Source organism: Bradyrhizobium barranii subsp. barranii, assembly GCF_017565645.3.
GTDB classification, from domain to species: domain Bacteria; phylum Pseudomonadota; class Alphaproteobacteria; order Rhizobiales; family Xanthobacteraceae; genus Bradyrhizobium; species Bradyrhizobium barranii.
Window position 1 is genome coordinate 8,508,822 of record NZ_CP086136.1, and the last position, 18,225, is coordinate 8,527,046.

The following is an 18,225-nucleotide window of genomic DNA, read 5'->3' on the forward strand; positions in this document are numbered from 1 at the left end:
GACCGGTCCCGCATTCTCTTTCGGCGTTGAAGCCTATCACGGCGGAAGTCTCCCCCGGAACCAAAACCCGATGGGGCTGTTGGGGTTCCAAAATGCCTTGAAACGCTGGAGAACGGAATGGCCCCGCGCGCCTATTGGAAGGGAACGTTAAAGCTCTCGCTGGTCAGTTGCCCGGTCGCGCTTTATCCGGCGACCACCGCGGCCGAGAAGACGCGGTTTCACATGATCAACCGCGAGACCGGAAACCGGCTCAAGCAGCAGATGGTGGACTCCGAGACCGGTGACGTGGTCGAGAGCGGCCAGAAGGGACGCGGCTACGAGCTGCGCAAGGGCAAATATGTCGAGATCGAGCCGGAGGAGCTCGAGGCGGTCCAGATCGAAAGCAACCACACCATCGACATCGAGAGTTTCGTGCCGAGCGACGAGATCGACCAGCGCTATCTCAATCATCCCTATTATATCGCGCCCGACGGCAAGGCTGCGGTCGATGCCTTCGCCGTGATCCGCGACGCCATGAAGGACCAGGACCGCGTGGCGCTCGCCAAGATCGTGCTCACCAACCGCGAGCACATCATCGCGATCGAACCGCTCGGCAAGGGCCTGCTCGGCACCACGTTGCGATTCCCCTATGAGCTGCGCGACGAGGACCAGTTCTTCGACGGCATCAAGAGCCCCAAGATCACCAAGGACATGGTCGAGCTCGCCGGCCACATCCTGCGTACCAAGGCCGCACATTTCGACCCGAGCAAGTTCAAGGATGAGTACGAGACCGCGCTGAAGGCACTGGTGAAGCGCAAGGCCAGCGGCAAGACAATCGAGCTGCCGGAGCGCGAGGAGCGGCCGAGCAACGTCGTCAGCCTGATGGACGCGCTGAAGCAGAGCCTGAAGGGACGCGGCGGGAAGAAGACGGCGGCGAAGTCCCATGCGCGTCGTGCCGCCGGGCGCCCGCGAGCCGCGAAGAAGACGCAGCGCTCGACGGCGCGGCAGAGGAAGGCGGGGTGATTTCGCCGCGCGACCCACTCTCTGCCCTCATGGTGAGGAGGCGCGAAGCGCCGTCTCGAACCATGCAGGCCTCGCTGCTGCAGCCGGGCCTTCATCCTTCGAGACGCGCGTTCCGCGCTCCTCAGGATGAGGATCGAAAGCTAATCCCCCGCCTTCAGCCGGTACCCGATCCCCGTCTCCGTCAGCACATATTGCGGGCGTTCGGGGTCGGCTTCGATCTTCTGGCGGAGCTGGCGGACATAGACGCGCAGATATTGCGCGTCGGTGAGCTCGTCCCAGAGCTCCTTGAGCAGGAACCGATGGGTCAGCACCTTACCGGCGTGCTGCACCAGCACGCGCAGAAGATCGTACTCCTTCGGTGACAGCTTTATCTCGCGCTCGCCGACCTTGACGATGCGACGCACGAGATCGACGGAGAGATCGCCGGTGCGGAACACCGGACGCTCGCCCTTGACCTGGAGCTGGTGCCGCAGCGCCGCACGCAGGCGCGCCAACAGCTCGTCCATGCCGAACGGCTTTGTCAGGTAATCGTCGGCGCCGAGATCGAGCGCCTGCACCTTGCCGGCCTCGTCGCCGCGGCTCGACAGCACCACGATCGGCACGCCCTCGTTGCGGCCGCGGATGGTGCGCAGCAATTCGTGGCCCTGGATGTCGGGCAGGCCGAGATCGAGAATGATCAGCGCGGGTTCTTCCGCGAGCTTCTCGAGCGCGGTCTTTCCGTTCGACGCTTCCAGGATCTCGTAGCCTTGCGTCGAGAGCCCCATCCGCAGCAATTTTCGGATTGGCGGCTCGTCGTCGATAACCAGAACCTTGATCGGGGCGGCACTCATGCGGCTGTATCCAATGCGTGGGTCCGTGCTGGAACGGGCAGCCGGATGGTGAGGATCGCACCGCTGCGGTCGCCGCGGTTGGCGGCCGAGATCGTGCCCTGCATCGCCTCGACGAAGCCGCGGGAGATGGCGAGCCCCAGCCCGGTGCCGGGACGGACATGGTCGCCCTTCTGCACCCGATAGAATTTGTCGAACACGCTCTCGAGCTCGTCAGGCGGAATGCCGCCGCCCTGGTCGGCGATCTCTAGCACAACATGATTCCCCTCGCGCCGGCTGCGGATCGAAATCGTTGTCTCGGGCAACGAATATTTCGCGGCATTGTCGAGCAGATTGAACAGCACTTGCTCGAACAGCACGGCATCCAGCTGAAGCATCGGCAGATCGGCGGCCAGCACCAGTTCCACCTTGTGCGCCGTCAATATCTTGCTCGCACGCCGCAGCGCGCTGCCGACGATCTCGCCGAGATCGTGCAGTGCCGCGTTGGGCACGATGGCGCCGGATTCGAGCTTTGTCATGTCGAGCAGATTGGCGATGAAGCGGTTGAGGCGCTCGGACTCGTCGATCACGGTGGCGAGCAGATCGCGCTTCTCGGTGTCGGAGAGTGCACCGGCAAGATCGCGCATGGTCGAGGCCGCACCGAGCACGGAGGCCAGCGGCGTCTTGAGATCGTGCGAGATCGAGGTCAGCAGCGCAGAGCGCAACCGCTCGGATTCGACGGTGCGCTTGACGCGATCCACGTCCTCGACCAGCAGCACGCGCTCGATTGCCAGTGCGCCCTGGTCGACGAGTGCATCGAGCAGCCGGCGCTGGTCCGGGGTCAGCAGCGGACCGGTGCGATCATTGTCGATACCGATGACGCCGATCGGACCACGCCCGGTGCGCATCGGCAGGAACAGGCGCTTGGCGCCGGGCAGCGTGTCCGAGCCGCGGCCGGCGGGACGATCATTGCTCCAGGCCCAATTGGCGGCGGCGAGATCGGCCTGGTCGATCTGGTCCTCGGGCGGATAGCCGGACTTCACCGTGAGCAGCCCTTCCTCCGGCAGCAGCAGGACCACGCGAACCTTCAGCATCAGCGCAGTTTGATAGGCAGTTGCCCAGAGCACATCGTCGAGCGTACCTGTCCCCGTGAGCTTGCGGCTGAACGCATAGAGCTGCTCGGTCGTGCGGATGCGGCCGAGCGCGGTGTCCGCCTGCGTGCGCACCCGCCCGGCGACGTTCGACACCACGAACGCGATCAACATGAAAAAGAAGAATGCCGCGACATTGGTCGGATCGGTAATCGTGAAGGTGTAGACCGGCGGCAGGAAGAAGAAGTTGTACGCCAGCGACGCCGCGACACTCGCAAGGAGCGACGGCCACAACCCGTAGCGAACAGCCACGGCGACAACCGCGGTCAGGAACATCAGGTCGACGTTTTCGATGCCGAAATACGGCTTGATGGCCACCGCTGCGGCAAGGCCGAGCGCGGTGATCCCGAGCGCCTTCAAATAGGGACGTGCATCAAACGCCTCTGCCCGTGCCGCCGTCTGGACCGCCGTCTTCGGCGCCGGCTCGGCCGCGAGCTCATCGCCGGGAATGACGTGAACGCTGATATTGCCGGAACTGCGCACGAGATCATGCACGACGGAGCCGCGCGTCAGTTCGAACCACCGCGAGCGCGTCGATTTCCCGATCACGATCTGGGTGACGTTGTTGCCTTGCGCGAAGTTGATGACGTCGTCGGCGATGCGGCGGCCGACAGCGGGAATGGTCAGCGCTTCACCGCCGAGCGATTCGGCAAGCCGCAGCGTATCGGCGAGACGGTCGCGCTCCTCGTCCGAAAGCTGGAGCGACCGCCGGGTCTCGATCGAGATCGCGGTGAATTGCGCATGCAGCCGGTCGGCCAGCCGCTTGGTGTAGCGGACGAGTCCGGCCGCACGCGGATCCTCGCTGATGCAGACGAGAATGCGCTCGCCCGCGGCCCATGGGCCGGCGATGGCATTCGCCTGCATGTGATTGAGAAGCTGCTCGTCGACCCGCTCGGCCGTACGCCGCAGCGCCAGCTCGCGCAGCGCGGTCAGATTGCCCGGCGAGAAATAGTGCTCCAGCGCCCGCTCGGCCTGCTTGGGCACATAGACCTTGCCCTCCCGCAGCCGCTGGATCAAATCGTCGGGCGTGAGGTCGATCAGCTCGATCGCATCGGCGCGGTCGAAGACCGAGTCCGGCACGGTCTCGCGCACCCGCACATGGGTGATCTGGGCGACGACGTCGTTCAGGCTCTCGACATGCTGGATGTTGACGGCGGTGTAGACGTCGATGCCGTGGGACAGCAGCTCCTCGACGTCGAGATAGCGCTTGGGATGGCGGCTGCCGGCGGCATTGGTATGAGCGAGCTCGTCAACCAGCGCGATCCGAGGGCGGCGCTCGATCACGGCATCGAGGTCCATCTCCTCGACGCTCTGGCCGCGGTAATCGAACCTCTTGCGCGGCACCACCTCGAGCCCGCGCACCAGCGCCTCGGTCTCGGCGCGGCCATGGGTCTCGACAAAGCCGACCACCACGTCGATGCCTGCCTTGCGCCTGGCATGGGCGCTTTGCAGCATCTCGTAGGTCTTGCCGACGCCGGGGGCGGCGCCGACGAAGATCTTCAGCTTGCCGCTCGCGCTCTCCTCCCGGCGCGCGGCTTCAAGCAGCGCCTCAGGGGACGGACGTTGTTCGGGATCGCGGCGCTCTCGGACCATCAGGCCAATATAATCATCCGCCCGCCCCCAGCCTAGACCGCTACTTCGCGGTGGCGCGATCGAGCGCGAGGTTCAGTGCCAGAACGTTAACCCGCGGTTCGCCAATCAGGCCGAGCAAACGGCCCTGGGTGTTGGAGGCCACGAGCTGCTTGACCTGAGCGTCCGGCAGATTCCGCGCCTTCGCCACCCGCGGCACCTGAAATTCAGCCGCTTCCGGCGAGATGTCCGGGTCGAGGCCGCTGGCCGAGGTGGTGACCAGGTCGGCCGGCACGGCGGCGTTCGGATTTTCAGCCTTCAACTTATCCACATCCTCCTTGAGCCGGTCGGCCAGCGCCTTGCTGGTCGGGCCAAGGTTGGAGCCGCCCGAGTTGGCCGCGTTGTAGGGCGCCGACACCGTCTTGGTCGAATCATTCGGGTCCGGCGCCAAAGTCGCCGAGAGGCGGCCGTGGAAATATTTGTCCTCCTTGAACTCCTGCCCGATCAGGGCGGAGCCGATCACCTTGCCGTCCCGCTCGATCAGGCTGCCCTGCGCCTGTGAGGGGAAGATCGCACCGGCAATAGCGGTCATTGCGAGCGGATAGGCCAGGCCGGTGATGGCGGTGAGCACCAGCAGCAGGACGATGGCGGGGCGAATTTCTCTGAGCATGTTAGGTCTCCAAATCTTTCGTCATTGCGCGGGGCGCGGTGCGCCCCGCGACGACGATCAAGCCAGATGCAAGGCGGTGACGACGAGGTCGATCGCCTTGATGCCGATGAAGGGAATCACGATGCCGCCGAGGCCGTAGATCAGGAGGTTGCGCCTCAGCAATGCGCCGGCACCAACCGCGCGATAGGCCACGCCCTTCAGCGCCAGCGGGATCAGCGCGATGATGACCAGCGCGTTGAAGATGATCGCCGACAGGATGGCGCTCTGCGGGCTCGACAGGTTCATGACGTTGAGCACGTTGAGCTGCGGGTAGAACGCCAGGAACATCGCCGGGATGATCGCAAAATACTTTGCGACGTCGTTGGCGATCGAGAACGTCGTCAGCGCACCGCGCGTCATCAGCAGCTGCTTGCCGATCTCGACCACCTCGATCAGCTTGGTCGGGTTGGAATCGAGGTCGACCATGTTGCCGGCCTCGCGGGCGGCCTGGGTGCCGGTGTTCATGGCGACGCCGACGTCGGCTTGGGCAAGCGCCGGCGCGTCGTTGGTGCCGTCGCCGCACATGGCGACCAGCTTGCCCTTGGCCTGCTCGTCGCGGATCAGCTTCAGCTTGTCCTCGGGCGTTGCCTGCGCGAGGAAGTCATCGACGCCGGCTTCGGCGGCAATCGCAGCAGCCGTCATCGGGTTGTCGCCGGTGATCATGATGGTGCGGATGCCCATGCGGCGCAGTTGTGCGAAGCGCTCGCGGATGCCGCCCTTGACGATGTCCTTGAGCTGGATGACGCCGAGCAGCTTGCCGTCCTTGGCGACCGCAAGCGGCGTTCCGCCCGCTTTCGAGATCTCGTCGGCAATGGTCTGGACTTCACGGCCGACGTCGGAAAGGACCGCAGGCTGGATGGCGCGCGCGGTGTTGCCCGAGGCAACGGCCAGCGGCGCACCGCCGCCGACATAGTTGAGCATGGCATCGACCGCGCCCTTGCGCACCGACGAGCCGCCGGCATCGACACCGCTCATGCGGGTTTGTGCCGTGAACGGAATGAAGGTGGCGCCAAGCTCGGCCATGTCCCGGCTGCGAATGGAATACTTCTCCTTCGCCAGCACGACGATGGAGCGGCCTTCCGGGGTCTCGTCAGCGAGCGAAGCGAGCTGCGCCGCATCGGCGAGTTCCTGCTCGGTGACGCCGCGCACCGGACGGAACGCGGTCGCCTGGCGGTTGCCGAGCGTGATCGTACCGGTCTTGTCGAGCAGCAGCGTGTCGACGTCACCGGCAGCCTCGACCGCGCGGCCGGACATCGCCAGCACGTTGAAGCGGACCAGGCGGTCCATGCCAGCGATACCGATCGCCGACAGTAGCGCGCCGATCGTGGTCGGGATCAGCGTCACGAACAGTGCGACCAGCACGACCACCGAGATCGAGCCGCCGGCATAAGCCGCATAGCTCGGAATGGTGACGGTGGCGAACACGAAGATGATGGTGAGGCCGGCGAGCAGGATGTTGAGCGCGATCTCGTTCGGCGTCTTCTGCCGCTCGGCGCCCTCGACCAGCTTGATCATGCGGTCGATGAAGGTCGAGCCTTGCGCGGCCGTGATGCGGACGCGGATCCAGTCGGACTGCACCTGCGTGCCGCCGGTCACCGCCGACCGGTCGCCGCCGGATTCGCGGATCACGGGCGCGGATTCGCCGGTGATGGCGGCTTCGTTGACGGAGGCCACGCCCTCGATCACCTCGCCGTCGGAGGGGATGACGTCACCGGCCTCGACCAGCACGATATCGCCGACCTTCAGGCTGGTGCCCGGCACCAGCGTGAAGGCCTGGCCGGCGCCGCTCAGGAGCTTGGCCTGGCTCTCGGTGCGGGTCTTGCGCAACGATTCGGCCTGTGCCTTGCCGCGGCCTTCGGCCACCGCTTCGGCGAAATTGGCGAACAGCACCGTGAACCAGAGCCAGAGGATGATCTGGAAGGTGAAGCCGAGATTCTCGCCGCCGGTGACGAGGTCGCGCAGAAAGATCACCGTGGTGAGCGCGGCCACGATCTCGACCACGAACATCACGGGGTTCTTGATCATCAGCCGCGGGTCGAGCTTGGTGAAGGACGCGCTGATCGCGGGCAGAACGATCTTGGGATCGAGCATTGCCGACATCGGGGCACGTTTTTGCAGTTTCATCGTATCCATGGAGGTCACTCCAAACAATCAGAAGACGTTGCCGGCGTTCATCGCGAGTTGCTCGACGATCGGGCCGAGCGCGAGTGCCGGGAAGAAGGTCAGGCCGCCGATGATCAGGATCACGCCCACGACGAGGCCGACAAACAGCCCGCCCGTGGTCGGGAACGTGCCCGCCGACGGCGGGATCGACTTCTTGGCGGCCAGCGAGCCCGCAATCGCCATCGCCGGAACGATCATGAAGAACCGGCCGACGAACATCGCGGATGCGAGGGTGAGGTTGTAGAACAGCGTGTTGCCGGTGAGGCCCGCGAAGGCCGAGCCGTTGTTGCCGGTCGCCGAGGTGAAGGCGTAGAGCACCTCGGTGAAGCCATGCGGGCCGGCATTCGCCATGGAGGCGACCGCCGCCGGATAGACCACGCCGACCGCGGTCCAGCCGAGATACATCAGCGGCAGCACCAGGATCGCGAGCATCGCCATCTTGACTTCGCGCGCCTCGATCTTCTTGCCGACATATTCCGGTGTGCGGCCGACCATCAGGCCGGCGACGAAGATCGCGAGCACGACGAACAGCAGCATGCCATAGAGGCCGGCGCCGACGCCGCCGATGATGACTTCGCCGAGCTGCATGTTGATCAGCGGGATCATGCCGCCGAGCGCGGTGAAGCTGTCATGCATGGCGTTGACCGCGCCGCAGGAGGCAGCCGTGGTCACCACGGCGAACAGCGAGGATGCGACGATGCCGAAGCGGACTTCCTTGCCCTCCATGTTGCCGCCGGTGAGGCCGAGCGCATGCATCATCGAGGTGCCGTTGGCTTCCGCCCAGTAGGTGATGGAGACACCGGCGATGAACAGCACGCCCATCACCGCGAAGATCGCCCAGCCCTGGCGCTGGTTGCCGACCATGCGGCCGAACACATTGGTCATGGCCGCGCCGATCAGGAAGATCGAGAGCATCTGCACAAGATTCGACAGCGCGGTCGGGTTCTCGAAGGGATGGGCGGCGTTGGCGTTGAAGAAGCCGCCGCCATTGGTGCCGAGCATCTTGATCGCGACCTGCGAGGCGACCGGGCCGACCGCGATGGTCTGCTTGGCGCCTTCGAGCGTCGTGGCCTCGACGTAATCGCCGAGCGTCTGCGGGATGCCCTGCCAGACCAGGAACAGCGTGTAGACGACGCAGATCGGCAGCAGTACGTAAAGTGTCGTGCGGGTGACGTCGACCCAGAAATTGCCGACCGTGCGCATCGAGGCGCGCGAGAATCCGCGGATCATGGCCACCGCAAGCGCGATGCCGGTCGCCGCCGACAGGAAATTCTGGTGCGTCAGGCCGAGCATCTGCACGAGATAGGATACCGTGCTCTCGCCGCCGTAATTCTGCCAGTTGGTATTGGTGATGAAGGAAATCGCGGTGTTGAAGGAGAGATCCTGGGCGACCGCGCCCTGCCCGGCCGGGTTGAAGGGCAGCACCGCCTGAAGCCGCATCACGCCGTAGATGATGAGGAAGCCGCCGACATGAAACAGCAGCATCGAGACCGTGTAGGTCAGCCAATGCTGCTCGCGCCTCTCTTCGACGCCGGAAAACCAGTAGATGCCGGCCTCGATCGGCCGCAGCACCGGCGACAGGAACGTCCGCTCGCCGTTGAACACAGCCGTCATGTACCCGCCGAGCGGTTTTGTCAGCGCGACGATAATCGCGCAAAAGAGAATGATCTGGAGCCAACCGATCATAGTCATGGCATCAACCCTTTAGGACGTTTGTCCTGCGCAGGAGCGGCAGGATCAGGGCAAGCAGGCACGCGACGAGCGCGGCGTCCGCGAGCAGCAATTCGAGAAGCAGCAGCACGGGTCAGAACCGCTCGGGCCGCAGCAGCGCGTAAGTGAGGTAGAACAGGAGGCCGAGCGAGACGACGGCGGCGAGCGAATAATCGAAGGTCATGGTCCGCTCCCTCACAGCCGTTCGCAGGCGTAGGTGTAGCCGATCGCGAGCGCGAAGAAGCCAAAGCCCAGCGCCAGCATCAGAATGTCCATCATGGAAATGCTCCTCGTTGCGGCTTTATGTCGGACGCAACCGTTTCTCAGGCGTCCGGCGAGCGCGTGGAACGAAGGAAATGCAAAGCATTTCCACGGCACCAGCCGGGACTTTTGACCGTGTTGAAGTGCCACCACCGGCATAGGTTTTCGAGATGAGGCCTATGGCGAAGTTATATGAATTCCATAAATGCCGGCGCGTGGTGGCTGTCCGCCATGTGGCACCGACACTGTATTCCGGGCGGTCGTTCCGAGCAGGCAGCGCAGCGACACAAGCCACCGTTGCTTTCACTACCGTTGTTAAGGCAGGCCATAGCCAGGGTCTTTTCAAAAAGCCCTGCTTCTATAAGCCTCGACCTTCGGCGGCGACGGCGGCCGGGGATCTGTCGCTCTTATCCGGAAGATTCCGTGCACTTATGAAATCCTTATATCTCCCGTCCCGTCCCCATCTCGTTTTCAAATGCGCTTCCAGCCATCTTGGAGAGGCCGGCCGACTGACCGACGCCAATTCCAGGAGGCCTGACATGACCGCCGTTCTCCGACGCCTTGCCCCACCTTCCCTCAACCAGCAGCTTCGCGCGGCACCGGTAATGACGCGTCCGCTGATGCTCGACATCATCGATCAGGCCTGCCGGCGCTTCCCGTCGCGAGGGCGGAGCGAGCGCAGTGCGCGTATCATGCGCCTGGTCGATGCCGAGGCCTGGACCGACGCCGCGCTGGCGCTGATCGAGTTCGAGCTGCCGCTGTGGCAGGTCCGCCGCGTCGCCTATGACGAGGGCGAGTGGCATTGCGCGCTGTCGCGCGAGCGCGAATTGCCGGACTGGCTCGACGCCGCTGTCGAAGCCCGGCATGCCGATCTCGCACTGGCATTGCTGTCGGCCTTCATCGAGGTACAGGCATTGGCCGTGGAGGCATCGCGGCCGAGCGTTCCCACCGTGCGCCCCGCCCCGGACCCGCTCTATCAGCCGGTCGCTTGCGAGAATTTCAGCTAGGCCAAGCGGAGGTTCGCGCCTTGCCGCAATCTTCAGACATGTCGCGGGGCCTCAGCCCGACGCGGTTGATCGCGCGCTTTGCCGTCCGCATCGCACTGCTCGTCGCCTTTGCAGCCTTCGGCAGCGTCGGCTTTGCACGCAGCCTCTCCGCCCTGCTCTGGATGTCGATCATCCTGTGCGCCCTCGCCGGCCTCGTCAGGCGCGAGCCGCTGTTCGGTGCCGTCCTCAATCATTGGGACGAGGGCGTTGCCTTCGGCGCCCTGTTCGCGCTGGTTCAGGTCGTCAACGAGCTGGCCTGAACATCGGGCTTTATGACCTTCCTATGAGATCGTCGCGCAGCCTCACTCGAAATCATATTCGCTTGAAAAGATATTGATCTGGTGGTCGCGGGACACGCACCCGCCGCCCGCGTCAATCGGAAGGAATACGAAAGTGAAACTCGTCGAACCTCCCTCGTGCAGCTCTCCCTCGACCATCGTCTTCATCGGCCGCAACCACAGGGGACAGTGGGTCGCCCAGCAGCAGAACGGCCTCTACGGTGGCCTGTTCGTCAACCGCGCCCAGGCCATCAAATATGCGCTGTTCGAAAACGGACAGCATCCCGAGACCATCATCGAGCTGCCACGCGAGATCGAGCTCGACATGGGCAGCAGGCCCGATGCCGCCGCTCCCAAGCGCGCCGCCTGAGTTCCTCGGCAAAAACCATGTTCATCCCACCCTCCGCCTGGTTCACCGGGTTCATACCGGACCTGCCGACGCCGTTCGATTCGGCCGACGCGATCGACCTGAAGGCGTTCGCCGCGCTCTGCGAGCGTCAGATCGCAGCCGGCGTACCCGCGCTGGTGGTGTGTGAGACCGCCGGCGAGGCACCGACGCTCTCGCCGGCCGAGCAGGCGCTGATCATTCGCACCGCGGTCGATGTCGCGCGTGGCCGCGTGCGGATCATTGCCGGCGCCGTGTCGAATTCAACGAGCCACGCCATCGAACTCGCGCGGCGCGCGGAGGCTGGCGGCGCCGATGCCGTGATGTCGGTCGTGCCCGCCTACAACAAGCCGATGCAGGAAGGAATGCTCGCGCACTTCCGCGCCATTGCCGGCGCGATCGGCCTGCCCGTGATCCTGCACGACGCCCCCTCCCGCACGCTGCGCCCGCTCGCCGACGAGACGCTTCTGCGTCTCGTCGAATCGCGCCAGTTCGTCGGCCTGCGCGATGCGAGCGGCGACATCACCCGCCCGATGCGCCTGTCCCGCCACCTGCCTGCCGGCTTCCGCTGTCTATCCGGCGACGACAGCACCGCCTTCGGCTTCATCGCGGACGGCGGCGATGGCGCGATCTCGGAGGTTGCCAACGTCGCGCCGGATCTCTGCCGCACGATTTTTTCACATGTCAGGCAGGGCCGGCTGCAATCCGCCCGCTACCTGCACAGGCGCCTGATCCCCTTGATCGCCTGCCTCGGGAAGGAGAGCCCGGCCGCACTTAAAGGTGCACTCGGCGTGCTTGGCCTGATGTCGCCCGCCACAAGGCTTCCGATCGTTCCGCTGGACGCAGCCGCGCAGAGGGAAGTGGTACGCGCATTCGCCGCGATCGCCGACGAGGAGCTGATCGACCGCGTCGGCGCCTGAGGCGTCGCACGGCATCCGGGTATCCCCATGCGGCAATCAATCGAAAGGCCTCACAGGCTGCTCCGCGCCTGGCAGCTCGCGCTGCTGCGATTTGCCGTGACGCTCGATGAGTCCGACAGGCTTAATGTCGCCGCGCTCGCGGCGGAGCTCGATCATCTGGGCGGCGGCGCCAGGGACTCCCTCCACTTCTTTCGGCGGACCAGCTCGCAACTCTGTGCGGCCATCAGCGGGCAGCGGCAGAGTGTGGAAGCGACGCTGGAATGCTTCTGCAAGCAGATCGAGGACCCGCGGCTGCGGAACGCCTTTGCCGCAGCGATCGGGATGACGCATTCGGATCCTGCGCCGTCTCAGGCGCGGCCGAAGCGGAACCCCGGTCTCTTCAGAGGGCTGCCGGCGCGACGGTCGGCATCCGTATAGCATTCCTATACTGGTGCCTCGGCGCTCATCTCGCAATCCTACGCAACGATGGACATCATAGGAGGCAGATCGCGGCGGCTTCGGCCACCGCCATGCTGACGAAGGAATGCAGACATGTCGATGCTGACACATGGCGTTGAGCGCTCCCTTGGCTGGGCCGAACGCCCCGCACGGATCTCGCCGGAGCGCAAGGCGCAGCTCAAGCGCCTCGCGCTCAGCGCGCTGACCCTGCTCTCGATGGGCAGCGTGCTCGCAGCGCTGATCGCGCTGAAGACCGCGATCTATGTCTGGCACCTCCACGCCTGACGGCATGGGAGACCATCATGACCTTGCAGATGTGTGAGGAAGCCGCGATGACCGCGATCGCCCTTCAAGCCGCGCGTCGCCAGCCCGAGCGACCGACAATGGCCGCGTCCGCGGCGTGCCTTGGACCGATCGACCCGGATGTCATAAGCACCGCCATCCCCGCCTTCTTCATCGGGCGCAACCGCGCCGGCCTCTGGGTCGCGCGCGAGGCGCATGGACGCATCGGCGGTCTCTTCCTGTTCAAGAGCTCCGCGGTCGACTTCGCCAACCGGCAGAGTGGATCCGCAAGATGCGCGCTGGTGTTTCCCGCCGAGACCTTCGAGCTCGATATCGAGAACCGCGGCAATCCGCTGATTGCGCTCGCGGAGGGCGCGAGGCGGCTCCTGGCCCGCGCGGCGACAAGGCTGCGGACATGATCGAGCTCAAGATCGCCATCCTGGTCGCGGTGATGGGGGCATTGCTGCTCGGCATGCGCATCGGCGTCGCGCCTGCCACGGACAAGTAGCATGCAGCTCCTCAAGGGAAATCTGGAGCAGGCGGTCACGACGACGATCCTGACCATGACGCTGAGCCTGATCTGGGGCGCGATCCTGACAATCGTGATCACGCTCGTGGCACGCGGGCTGGGAGTTTAGAACCCGGCACATCGATGGACCGTGAATTGACCATGGCTGCCTACGAGGCCAGCAGCCGGGTGCGCGGCGCCGTCGCGATACCCGCCTGAGGCCGCGTATCCCCGCGAAAAGATCTGGCTGATCTGGCGCAATTTCACGGAACCGTGTAGATCGGTTTCATGAGCACAAGCAGCGTCAATGTCGTCGCCCACCCCCTGGTCCAGCACAAGCTCTCCCTCATGCGGGAGAAGGACCGCTCGACCAAGAGTTTTCGCGAGATCCTGAACGAGATCGGGATGCTGCTCGGCTACGAGGTGACGCGCGATCTGCCTTTGGAGCTGGTGGAGATCGAGACGCCGATCTCGCCGATGCGGGCACCGAAGATCGCCGGCAAGAAGCTCACGCTGGCGCCGATCCTGCGCGCCGGCGTCGGCTTCCTCGACGGCATGCTGGCGCTGATGCCGTCGGCGCGCATCGCCCATATCGGGCTCTACCGCGATCCCGAGACATTGCAGGCCGTGGAATATTACTTCAAGGCGCCGCAGGACCTGTCCGACCGCACCGTGATCCTGATGGACCCGATGCTGGCGACCGGCAACTCGGCCTGCGCCGGTGCCTCCCTGCTCAAGGCGCGCGGCGCCCGCGACATCCGCTTCGTCTGCCTTCTGGCCGCGCCCGAAGGCATCGCGCAGTTCCAGAGCGAGCATCCCGACGTGCCGGTCTGGACCGCCGCGATCGACGAGCGGCTCAACGACCACGGCTACATCGTGCCGGGCCTGGGCGATGCCGGCGACCGGATGTTCGGCACCAAGTAGACAGGTCTGCGCGATCGGGTTAGTCCGGTTGCCATGAGCGTCAGCCAATTCTCGCTTCAATCGCTGATCGGCACCGAAGGCGCCGAGCCCGCCTTCGTGTTTGACGGCAGGCCGGTCTCGCGCGCGGAATTCTCCGGGAAGGTCGAGCAGACCGCCGCATGGCTTGCCGCGCAAGGCATCGGCCGGGGCGACGTGGTCGCGGTCTGGCTGGTCAACCGGGTCGAATGGATCGCACTGCTGTTCGCCGCCGCCCGCTGCGGTGCGATCGTCGCCGCGGTCAATACCCGCTACCGCAGCGCGGAAGTCGGCCATCTGCTCAAGGTATCCGGCGCCAGGCTGATGGTGGTCGAGGCCGCGTTCCGCTCGATCGATTTTGCCGCCATCCTCGCCGAGGTCAGCAGGGACGAAGTGCCTGCGCTGCAAAGGCTCGCGGTGGTCGGCGGGGATGCGATCCCCGCTCACTGGCCCTGTGCGCACTTCGATGCGTTCGAGACGTCCTACCCGCCAGCGCCGCCGGCGCAGGACGAGGTCGATCTGCCGGTGCTGCTCTACACGACATCGGGCACGACCAAGGGACCGAAGCTCGTCGCGCATTCGCAGCGGACGCTCGCCACGCACGCCGCTTCCGTCGCCAAGGCGCTGAAACTCTCGCCACAGCGCCATTCGCTGCTGGCCATGCTGCCGTTCTGCGGCACCTTCGGCATGACCAGCCTGCTCGGCTTCATCGCAGCCGGCGCGACCATCCATGTGCTCGATGCTTTCGAGGCGGCATCAGCGTCGAAGGTCCTTGGCGAACACAAGATCACGCACGCCTTCGGCTCCGACGAGATGTTCCGCCGCATCCTCGCGCTCGCCGACACACCTCGGCCATTCCCGCATCTCGAAGTCTGCGGCTTCGCCGCGTTCCAGCCCGGCTGGCGCGAGCTCGCGGCGGAGACCGAGGCGCGCGGCATGCCGCTGTTCGGCCTCTACGGCTCGAGCGAGGTGCAGGCGCTGTTCTCGATCGCCCGCCCCGGTGATGCCTTCGCCAATCGAATCGAAGGCGGCGGCTGGCCGATGTCTCCCGACGCGAAGGTGCGCGTGCGCGACACCGAGACCGGGGAGCTGGCGGCGCAAGGCGTCTCCGGCGAGATCGAGATCAGCGCGCCCTCGTGCTTCCTCGGCTATTTCAACAACCCGGATGCGACGCGCGATGCGATCACCGCGGATGGCTTCTTCCGCACCGGCGACATCGGTCGGATGCGCGGCGACGGCGCCTTCGTCTACGAGACCCGCGCGGGCGATGCGATGCGGCTCGGCGGCTTCCTGGTTGCGCCGGGCGAGATCGAGGACGAGCTCAAAGCCTGCACGGGGGTTGCCGACGCCCAGGCTGTCGCGATCGATCTTAGGGGTCAGGCGCGCTGCGTCGCCTTTGTGATCCCGGCCAAGGAGCCGCCGCAGCAGGAGATGCTGGTGGCGCGCCTGCGCGAGCGGCTCGCCGGCTACAAGGTGCCGGCCCGAATCTATATCGTCGACGCTTTCCCCGTCACCGACAGCGCCAACGGTGTGAAAATCCAGCGCGCCCGGCTTCGCGCCATGGCAATGGAACGGATCGCCGCCGAATAGGCCGGCCTGTTTCAGATAGCTCGCTAGTGCGCGGCGCGAAGTTGTGCCGACAGCGCATCGCGGTGCCCGGGCGCCGCGATCGCGATCATGCGGCGCGCGCGCTCGGCAAGTCCGCAACCGCGCAGCTCCGCAACGCCCCATTCGGTCACGATGGCATCGACGTCGGCGCGCGGCGTCGTCACGGTCTCCACATTGACGACAATGCGGCTGGTCCCGTCGGACGCCGTCGCCGGCAGCGCGATGATCGCCCTGCCCCCGGGCGATGCATTGGCACCGCGCACGAAATCGAGCTGCCCGCCGATGGCGCCGATCGCGACGCCGTTCAGCGTCTCGGAATTGACGCTGCCGTCGAGCCCGACCTGGAGCGCCGAGTTGATCGCGACCAGCTGGCTGATCCGCGCCAGCACGTTCTGGCCGTGCGTGTACAACGTCGGTCGCACCGAAACAGCCTTGTTGTCGTGCACGAAGCGATAGAGCCGCTTCGTGCCGATCACCTGGTTCGTCACCGTGATCCCGGCATCGATTCCCTTCTCCGCATTCGTCACCGCGCCGCGCTCGATCAGGTCGACGACGGCGTCATTGATCAGGCCGGAATGGATGCCGAGATTGCGCGCATGCGACAGCGAAGACAGGATCGCATCCGGAATCCGGCCGACGCCGAACTGAAGCGTGCTGCCGTCGGCGATCAGGCTCGCCGCATGTGACGCGATTTTCCGTGAGACGTCATCAAGTGGCGCCGGCGGCAGTTCGACGGGCGGACGGCGAGCGGCGACCCGCAGATGGATCGGCGCGTCCGCAGGCCATTCCGCGCCAAACGTCCAAGGCGCATCCGGATTGATCTCGGCGACGACGATGCGCGCGCCCCGTCGGCATCGATGACATAATCGTTGGAGAGGCTTGCGCTCAATCGACCATCGCCGGACTCGGCGAGTTGCACCAGCACCACATCCGCACGGTGGCGCCGTGAGGCGAAATCGGCGCAGAAGGCGCTGTAGTTGCTCGGGATCACGTCGAGCCGTCCCGCTTTCGCGAGCCGCCGCGCATTGCCGATCACACCATAGCTCTGGAACGAGATGTTGGGCGCGCACGCCGCGGAAAAGGTGTCGGAGAATATTGGACCGACCATCATGCGGAACGCCGGCAGATGCCCGGCTTGCGCGACCAGCGCTTCGGTCAGGGTGACCGGCTCAGCCGTTGCCTGCCCGCACACGACACGGTCGCTCTCCCGGATCAGGCCGGAGAAGTCGAGGTCCATTGGCCTCCCCGCTAAGCGATCCGCGCGAAGACTAGTAGGACTTCGCCAGTCCGAGCACCTTCTCCGCAATGAAGCTGAGCGCGAGCTGCGGGCTGACCGGCGCGATGCGCGGGATCAGGACCTCGCGCAGATAACGCTCGACGTGGAATTCCTTGGCATAGCCGAAGCCGCCATGGGTCATCACTGCCTGCTCGCAGGCATGGTAGCCGGCTTCGCCTGCGAAATATTTCGCGGCGTTCGCGCCAGCGCCGCAAGGCAAGCCCTTGTCGTATTGCCAGGCTGCCTGCATCACCATCAGCCAGGCCGCCTCGAGCTCGACCCAGTTCACCGCGAGCGGATGCTGGATGCCCTGGTTCTTGCCGATCGGACGGTTGAACACCACGCGCGTCTTGGCGTATTCGGTCGCGCGCGACAGCGCGAGCTTGCCGAGGCCGACCGCTTCCGCCGCGATCAGGATACGCTCGGGGTTCATGCCTTCGAGGATGTACTGAAAACCCTTGCCCTCTTCGCCGATGCGGTCCTCCATCGGGATCTCGAAATCCTCGAAGAACAGCTCGTTGGAATCGACGATCTTGCGGCCCATCTTCTCGATTTCGTGGACCTTGATCTTCTTGCGGTCGAAGTCCGTGTAGAACAGGCTGAGGCCGTGGGTCGGCGAGCGCACGTCCTCCAGCGGCGTGGTGCGCGCCAGCAGCAGGATCTTGTGCGCGACCTGCGCGGTGGAGATCCACACCTTCTGGCCGTTGACGATGTAGCGGTCGTTCTTGGCGACGGCACGCGTCTTGAGCTGGGTGGTGTTGAGGCCGGTGTTGGGCTCGGTGACGGCGAAGCACGCCTTCTCGCGGCCCTCGACCATCGGCGGCAGCATGCGCTTGCGCTGCTCTTCGGTGCCGAACACCACGACGGGGTTGAGCCCGAAGACGTTGATGTGCACCGCGGAGGCGCCGGACATGCCGGCGCCGGATTCCGCGATGGCGCGCATCATGATCGCGGCTTCGGTGATGCCGAGCCCGGAGCCGCCATATTCCTCCGGCACGCAGATGCCGAGCCAACCGGCATCGGCCATCGCCTTGTGGAAGTCATGGGGAAAGCCGCCGTCGTGGTCCTTCTTCAGCCAATAAGCGTCGGGAAAGTCCTCGCAAACTTTTGCGACGGCGGCGCGAATGGCTTCCTGCTGATCGGTGAGCGCGAAATCCATGTTCTTGATCTCCTT

Annotated in this window: 19 protein-coding genes and 1 pseudogene; 11 read left to right on the top strand and 9 right to left on the bottom strand. The window is 65.3% G+C overall.

All coding sequences use genetic code 11. The features are described 5' to 3' along the window. The first annotated feature begins 117 nt into the window (after positions 1 to 117). Entirely contained in the window at positions 118 to 1,002 is an 885-nt protein-coding gene (gene ku, locus J4G43_RS41570) for a non-homologous end joining protein Ku (protein ID WP_208088426.1), read from the top strand. A 140-nt stretch (positions 1,003 to 1,142) separates the two neighbouring features. Here the strand turns inward: ku and J4G43_RS41575 are convergent, their stop codons facing one another. From J4G43_RS41575 to J4G43_RS41605, 7 genes are all read right to left on the bottom strand, one after another. After that, on the bottom strand, positions 1,143 to 1,832 hold the full coding sequence (locus tag J4G43_RS41575; protein ID WP_028147071.1) for a response regulator: 690 nt from the start codon (positions 1,830 to 1,832) through the stop codon (positions 1,143 to 1,145). After that, on the bottom strand, positions 1,829 to 4,552 hold the full coding sequence (locus J4G43_RS41580; RefSeq protein ID WP_208088427.1) for a sensor histidine kinase: 2,724 nt from the start codon (positions 4,550 to 4,552) through the stop codon (positions 1,829 to 1,831). The genes J4G43_RS41575 and J4G43_RS41580 overlap by 4 nt, the downstream gene beginning before the upstream one ends. 40 nt (positions 4,553 to 4,592) lie before the next feature. Then, on the bottom strand, positions 4,593 to 5,198 hold the full coding sequence (locus J4G43_RS41585; RefSeq protein ID WP_208088428.1) for a K(+)-transporting ATPase subunit C: 606 nt from the start codon (positions 5,196 to 5,198) through the stop codon (positions 4,593 to 4,595). A 57-nt stretch (positions 5,199 to 5,255) separates the two neighbouring features. Continuing rightward, positions 5,256 to 7,370, bottom strand: a complete 2,115-nt coding sequence (gene kdpB, locus J4G43_RS41590; protein WP_208088429.1) for a potassium-transporting ATPase subunit KdpB — start codon at positions 7,368 to 7,370, stop codon at positions 5,256 to 5,258. 18 nt (positions 7,371 to 7,388) lie between these two features. Further along, entirely contained in the window at positions 7,389 to 9,092 is a 1,704-nt protein-coding gene (gene kdpA / locus J4G43_RS41595; RefSeq protein WP_208088430.1) for a potassium-transporting ATPase subunit KdpA, read from the bottom strand. A gap of 112 nt (positions 9,093 to 9,204) precedes the next feature. Beyond that, positions 9,205 to 9,294, bottom strand: a complete 90-nt coding sequence (locus J4G43_RS41600; protein WP_041953522.1) for a K(+)-transporting ATPase subunit F — start codon at positions 9,292 to 9,294, stop codon at positions 9,205 to 9,207. 11 nt (positions 9,295 to 9,305) lie between these two features. Continuing rightward, positions 9,306 to 9,530, bottom strand: a complete 225-nt coding sequence (locus tag J4G43_RS41605) for a hypothetical protein (RefSeq protein WP_208088431.1) — start codon at positions 9,528 to 9,530, stop codon at positions 9,306 to 9,308. A 380-nt stretch (positions 9,531 to 9,910) separates the two neighbouring features. Between J4G43_RS41605 and J4G43_RS41610 the strand changes: the two genes are divergently transcribed. The 10 genes from J4G43_RS41610 (at position 9,911) to J4G43_RS41650 (ending at position 15,757) form a co-directional block, all read left to right on the top strand. Further along, positions 9,911 to 10,378, top strand: coding sequence for a hypothetical protein (locus J4G43_RS41610; RefSeq protein ID WP_208088432.1), 468 nt, complete (start codon positions 9,911 to 9,913; stop codon positions 10,376 to 10,378). A 20-nt stretch (positions 10,379 to 10,398) separates the two neighbouring features. Beyond that, positions 10,399 to 10,677 carry a hypothetical protein gene (locus J4G43_RS41615; protein WP_081369150.1) on the top strand — a complete coding sequence of 93 codons (279 nt, stop codon included), beginning with the start codon at positions 10,399 to 10,401 and terminating at the stop codon, positions 10,675 to 10,677. Positions 10,678 to 10,810: 133 nt separating this feature from the next. Continuing rightward, complete coding sequence (locus J4G43_RS41620) at positions 10,811 to 11,065, top strand: hypothetical protein (RefSeq protein WP_063981387.1); 255 nt, start codon at positions 10,811 to 10,813, stop codon at positions 11,063 to 11,065. 17 nt (positions 11,066 to 11,082) lie between these two features. Then, entirely contained in the window at positions 11,083 to 12,000 is a 918-nt protein-coding gene (gene dapA, locus J4G43_RS41625) for a 4-hydroxy-tetrahydrodipicolinate synthase (RefSeq protein WP_208088433.1), read from the top strand. Between the two features lie 27 nt (positions 12,001 to 12,027). Next, the gene (locus tag J4G43_RS41630) at positions 12,028 to 12,417 is read left to right on the top strand and encodes a hypothetical protein (protein WP_208088434.1); all 390 of its coding nucleotides are present in this window, start codon (positions 12,028 to 12,030) and stop codon (positions 12,415 to 12,417) included. 114 nt (positions 12,418 to 12,531) lie between these two features. After that, positions 12,532 to 12,723 (top strand): hypothetical protein, encoded by a 192-nt coding sequence (locus J4G43_RS41635; RefSeq protein WP_208088435.1) that lies wholly within the window; start codon positions 12,532 to 12,534, stop codon positions 12,721 to 12,723. A 17-nt stretch (positions 12,724 to 12,740) separates the two neighbouring features. Next, positions 12,741 to 13,139, top strand: coding sequence for a hypothetical protein (locus J4G43_RS41640; RefSeq protein ID WP_208088436.1), 399 nt, complete (start codon positions 12,741 to 12,743; stop codon positions 13,137 to 13,139). 90 nt (positions 13,140 to 13,229) lie between these two features. Continuing rightward, the gene (locus J4G43_RS55435; RefSeq protein ID WP_256376468.1) at positions 13,230 to 13,358 is read left to right on the top strand and encodes a hypothetical protein; all 129 of its coding nucleotides are present in this window, start codon (positions 13,230 to 13,232) and stop codon (positions 13,356 to 13,358) included. Positions 13,359 to 13,516: 158 nt separating this feature from the next. Continuing rightward, entirely contained in the window at positions 13,517 to 14,152 is a 636-nt protein-coding gene (gene upp / locus J4G43_RS41645; RefSeq protein ID WP_014492764.1) for a uracil phosphoribosyltransferase, read from the top strand. Positions 14,153 to 14,185: 33 nt separating this feature from the next. Further along, positions 14,186 to 15,757: an AMP-binding protein gene (locus tag J4G43_RS41650; protein ID WP_208088437.1), complete on the top strand. Its 1,572-nt coding sequence runs from the start codon at positions 14,186 to 14,188 to the stop codon at positions 15,755 to 15,757. A gap of 23 nt (positions 15,758 to 15,780) precedes the next feature. Here the strand turns inward: J4G43_RS41650 and J4G43_RS41655 are convergent. Together J4G43_RS41655 and J4G43_RS41660 are read right to left on the bottom strand one after the other, a co-directional pair. Next, a pseudogene (locus J4G43_RS41655) lies at positions 15,781 to 17,012 on the bottom strand (acetyl-CoA hydrolase/transferase family protein). A 31-nt stretch (positions 17,013 to 17,043) separates the two neighbouring features. Beyond that, positions 17,044 to 18,210, bottom strand: coding sequence for an acyl-CoA dehydrogenase family protein (locus J4G43_RS41660; protein ID WP_071910096.1), 1,167 nt, complete (start codon positions 18,208 to 18,210; stop codon positions 17,044 to 17,046). Positions 18,211 to 18,225: the final 15 nt, after the last annotated feature.

Coding starts and splice junctions, on each gene's coding strand:
- J4G43_RS41650 (WP_208088437.1), top strand. CDS start 14,186: ATGAGCGTCAGCCAATTCTCGCTTCAATCGCTGATCGGCACCGAAGGC.
- J4G43_RS41635 (WP_208088435.1), top strand. CDS start 12,532: ATGTCGATGCTGACACATGGCGTTGAGCGCTCCCTTGGCTGGGCCGAA.
- J4G43_RS41610 (WP_208088432.1), top strand. CDS start 9,911: ATGACCGCCGTTCTCCGACGCCTTGCCCCACCTTCCCTCAACCAGCAG.
- J4G43_RS41580 (WP_208088427.1), bottom strand. CDS start 4,552: ATGGTCCGAGAGCGCCGCGATCCCGAACAACGTCCGTCCCCTGAGGCG.
- J4G43_RS41640 (WP_208088436.1), top strand. CDS start 12,741: ATGACCTTGCAGATGTGTGAGGAAGCCGCGATGACCGCGATCGCCCTT.
- J4G43_RS41600 (WP_041953522.1), bottom strand. CDS start 9,294: ATGACCTTCGATTATTCGCTCGCCGCCGTCGTCTCGCTCGGCCTCCTG.
- dapA (WP_208088433.1), top strand. CDS start 11,083: ATGTTCATCCCACCCTCCGCCTGGTTCACCGGGTTCATACCGGACCTG.
- upp (WP_014492764.1), top strand. CDS start 13,517: ATGAGCACAAGCAGCGTCAATGTCGTCGCCCACCCCCTGGTCCAGCAC.
- kdpA (WP_208088430.1), bottom strand. CDS start 9,092: ATGACTATGATCGGTTGGCTCCAGATCATTCTCTTTTGCGCGATTATC.
- J4G43_RS41585 (WP_208088428.1), bottom strand. CDS start 5,198: ATGCTCAGAGAAATTCGCCCCGCCATCGTCCTGCTGCTGGTGCTCACC.
- J4G43_RS41605 (WP_208088431.1), bottom strand. CDS start 9,530: ATGCCGGTGGTGGCACTTCAACACGGTCAAAAGTCCCGGCTGGTGCCG.
- J4G43_RS41575 (WP_028147071.1), bottom strand. CDS start 1,832: ATGAGTGCCGCCCCGATCAAGGTTCTGGTTATCGACGACGAGCCGCCA.
- J4G43_RS41660 (WP_071910096.1), bottom strand. CDS start 18,210: ATGGATTTCGCGCTCACCGATCAGCAGGAAGCCATTCGCGCCGCCGTC.
- kdpB (WP_208088429.1), bottom strand. CDS start 7,370: ATGGATACGATGAAACTGCAAAAACGTGCCCCGATGTCGGCAATGCTC.
- J4G43_RS55435 (WP_256376468.1), top strand. CDS start 13,230: ATGCAGCTCCTCAAGGGAAATCTGGAGCAGGCGGTCACGACGACGATC.
- J4G43_RS41630 (WP_208088434.1), top strand. CDS start 12,028: ATGCGGCAATCAATCGAAAGGCCTCACAGGCTGCTCCGCGCCTGGCAG.
- ku (WP_208088426.1), top strand. CDS start 118: ATGGCCCCGCGCGCCTATTGGAAGGGAACGTTAAAGCTCTCGCTGGTC.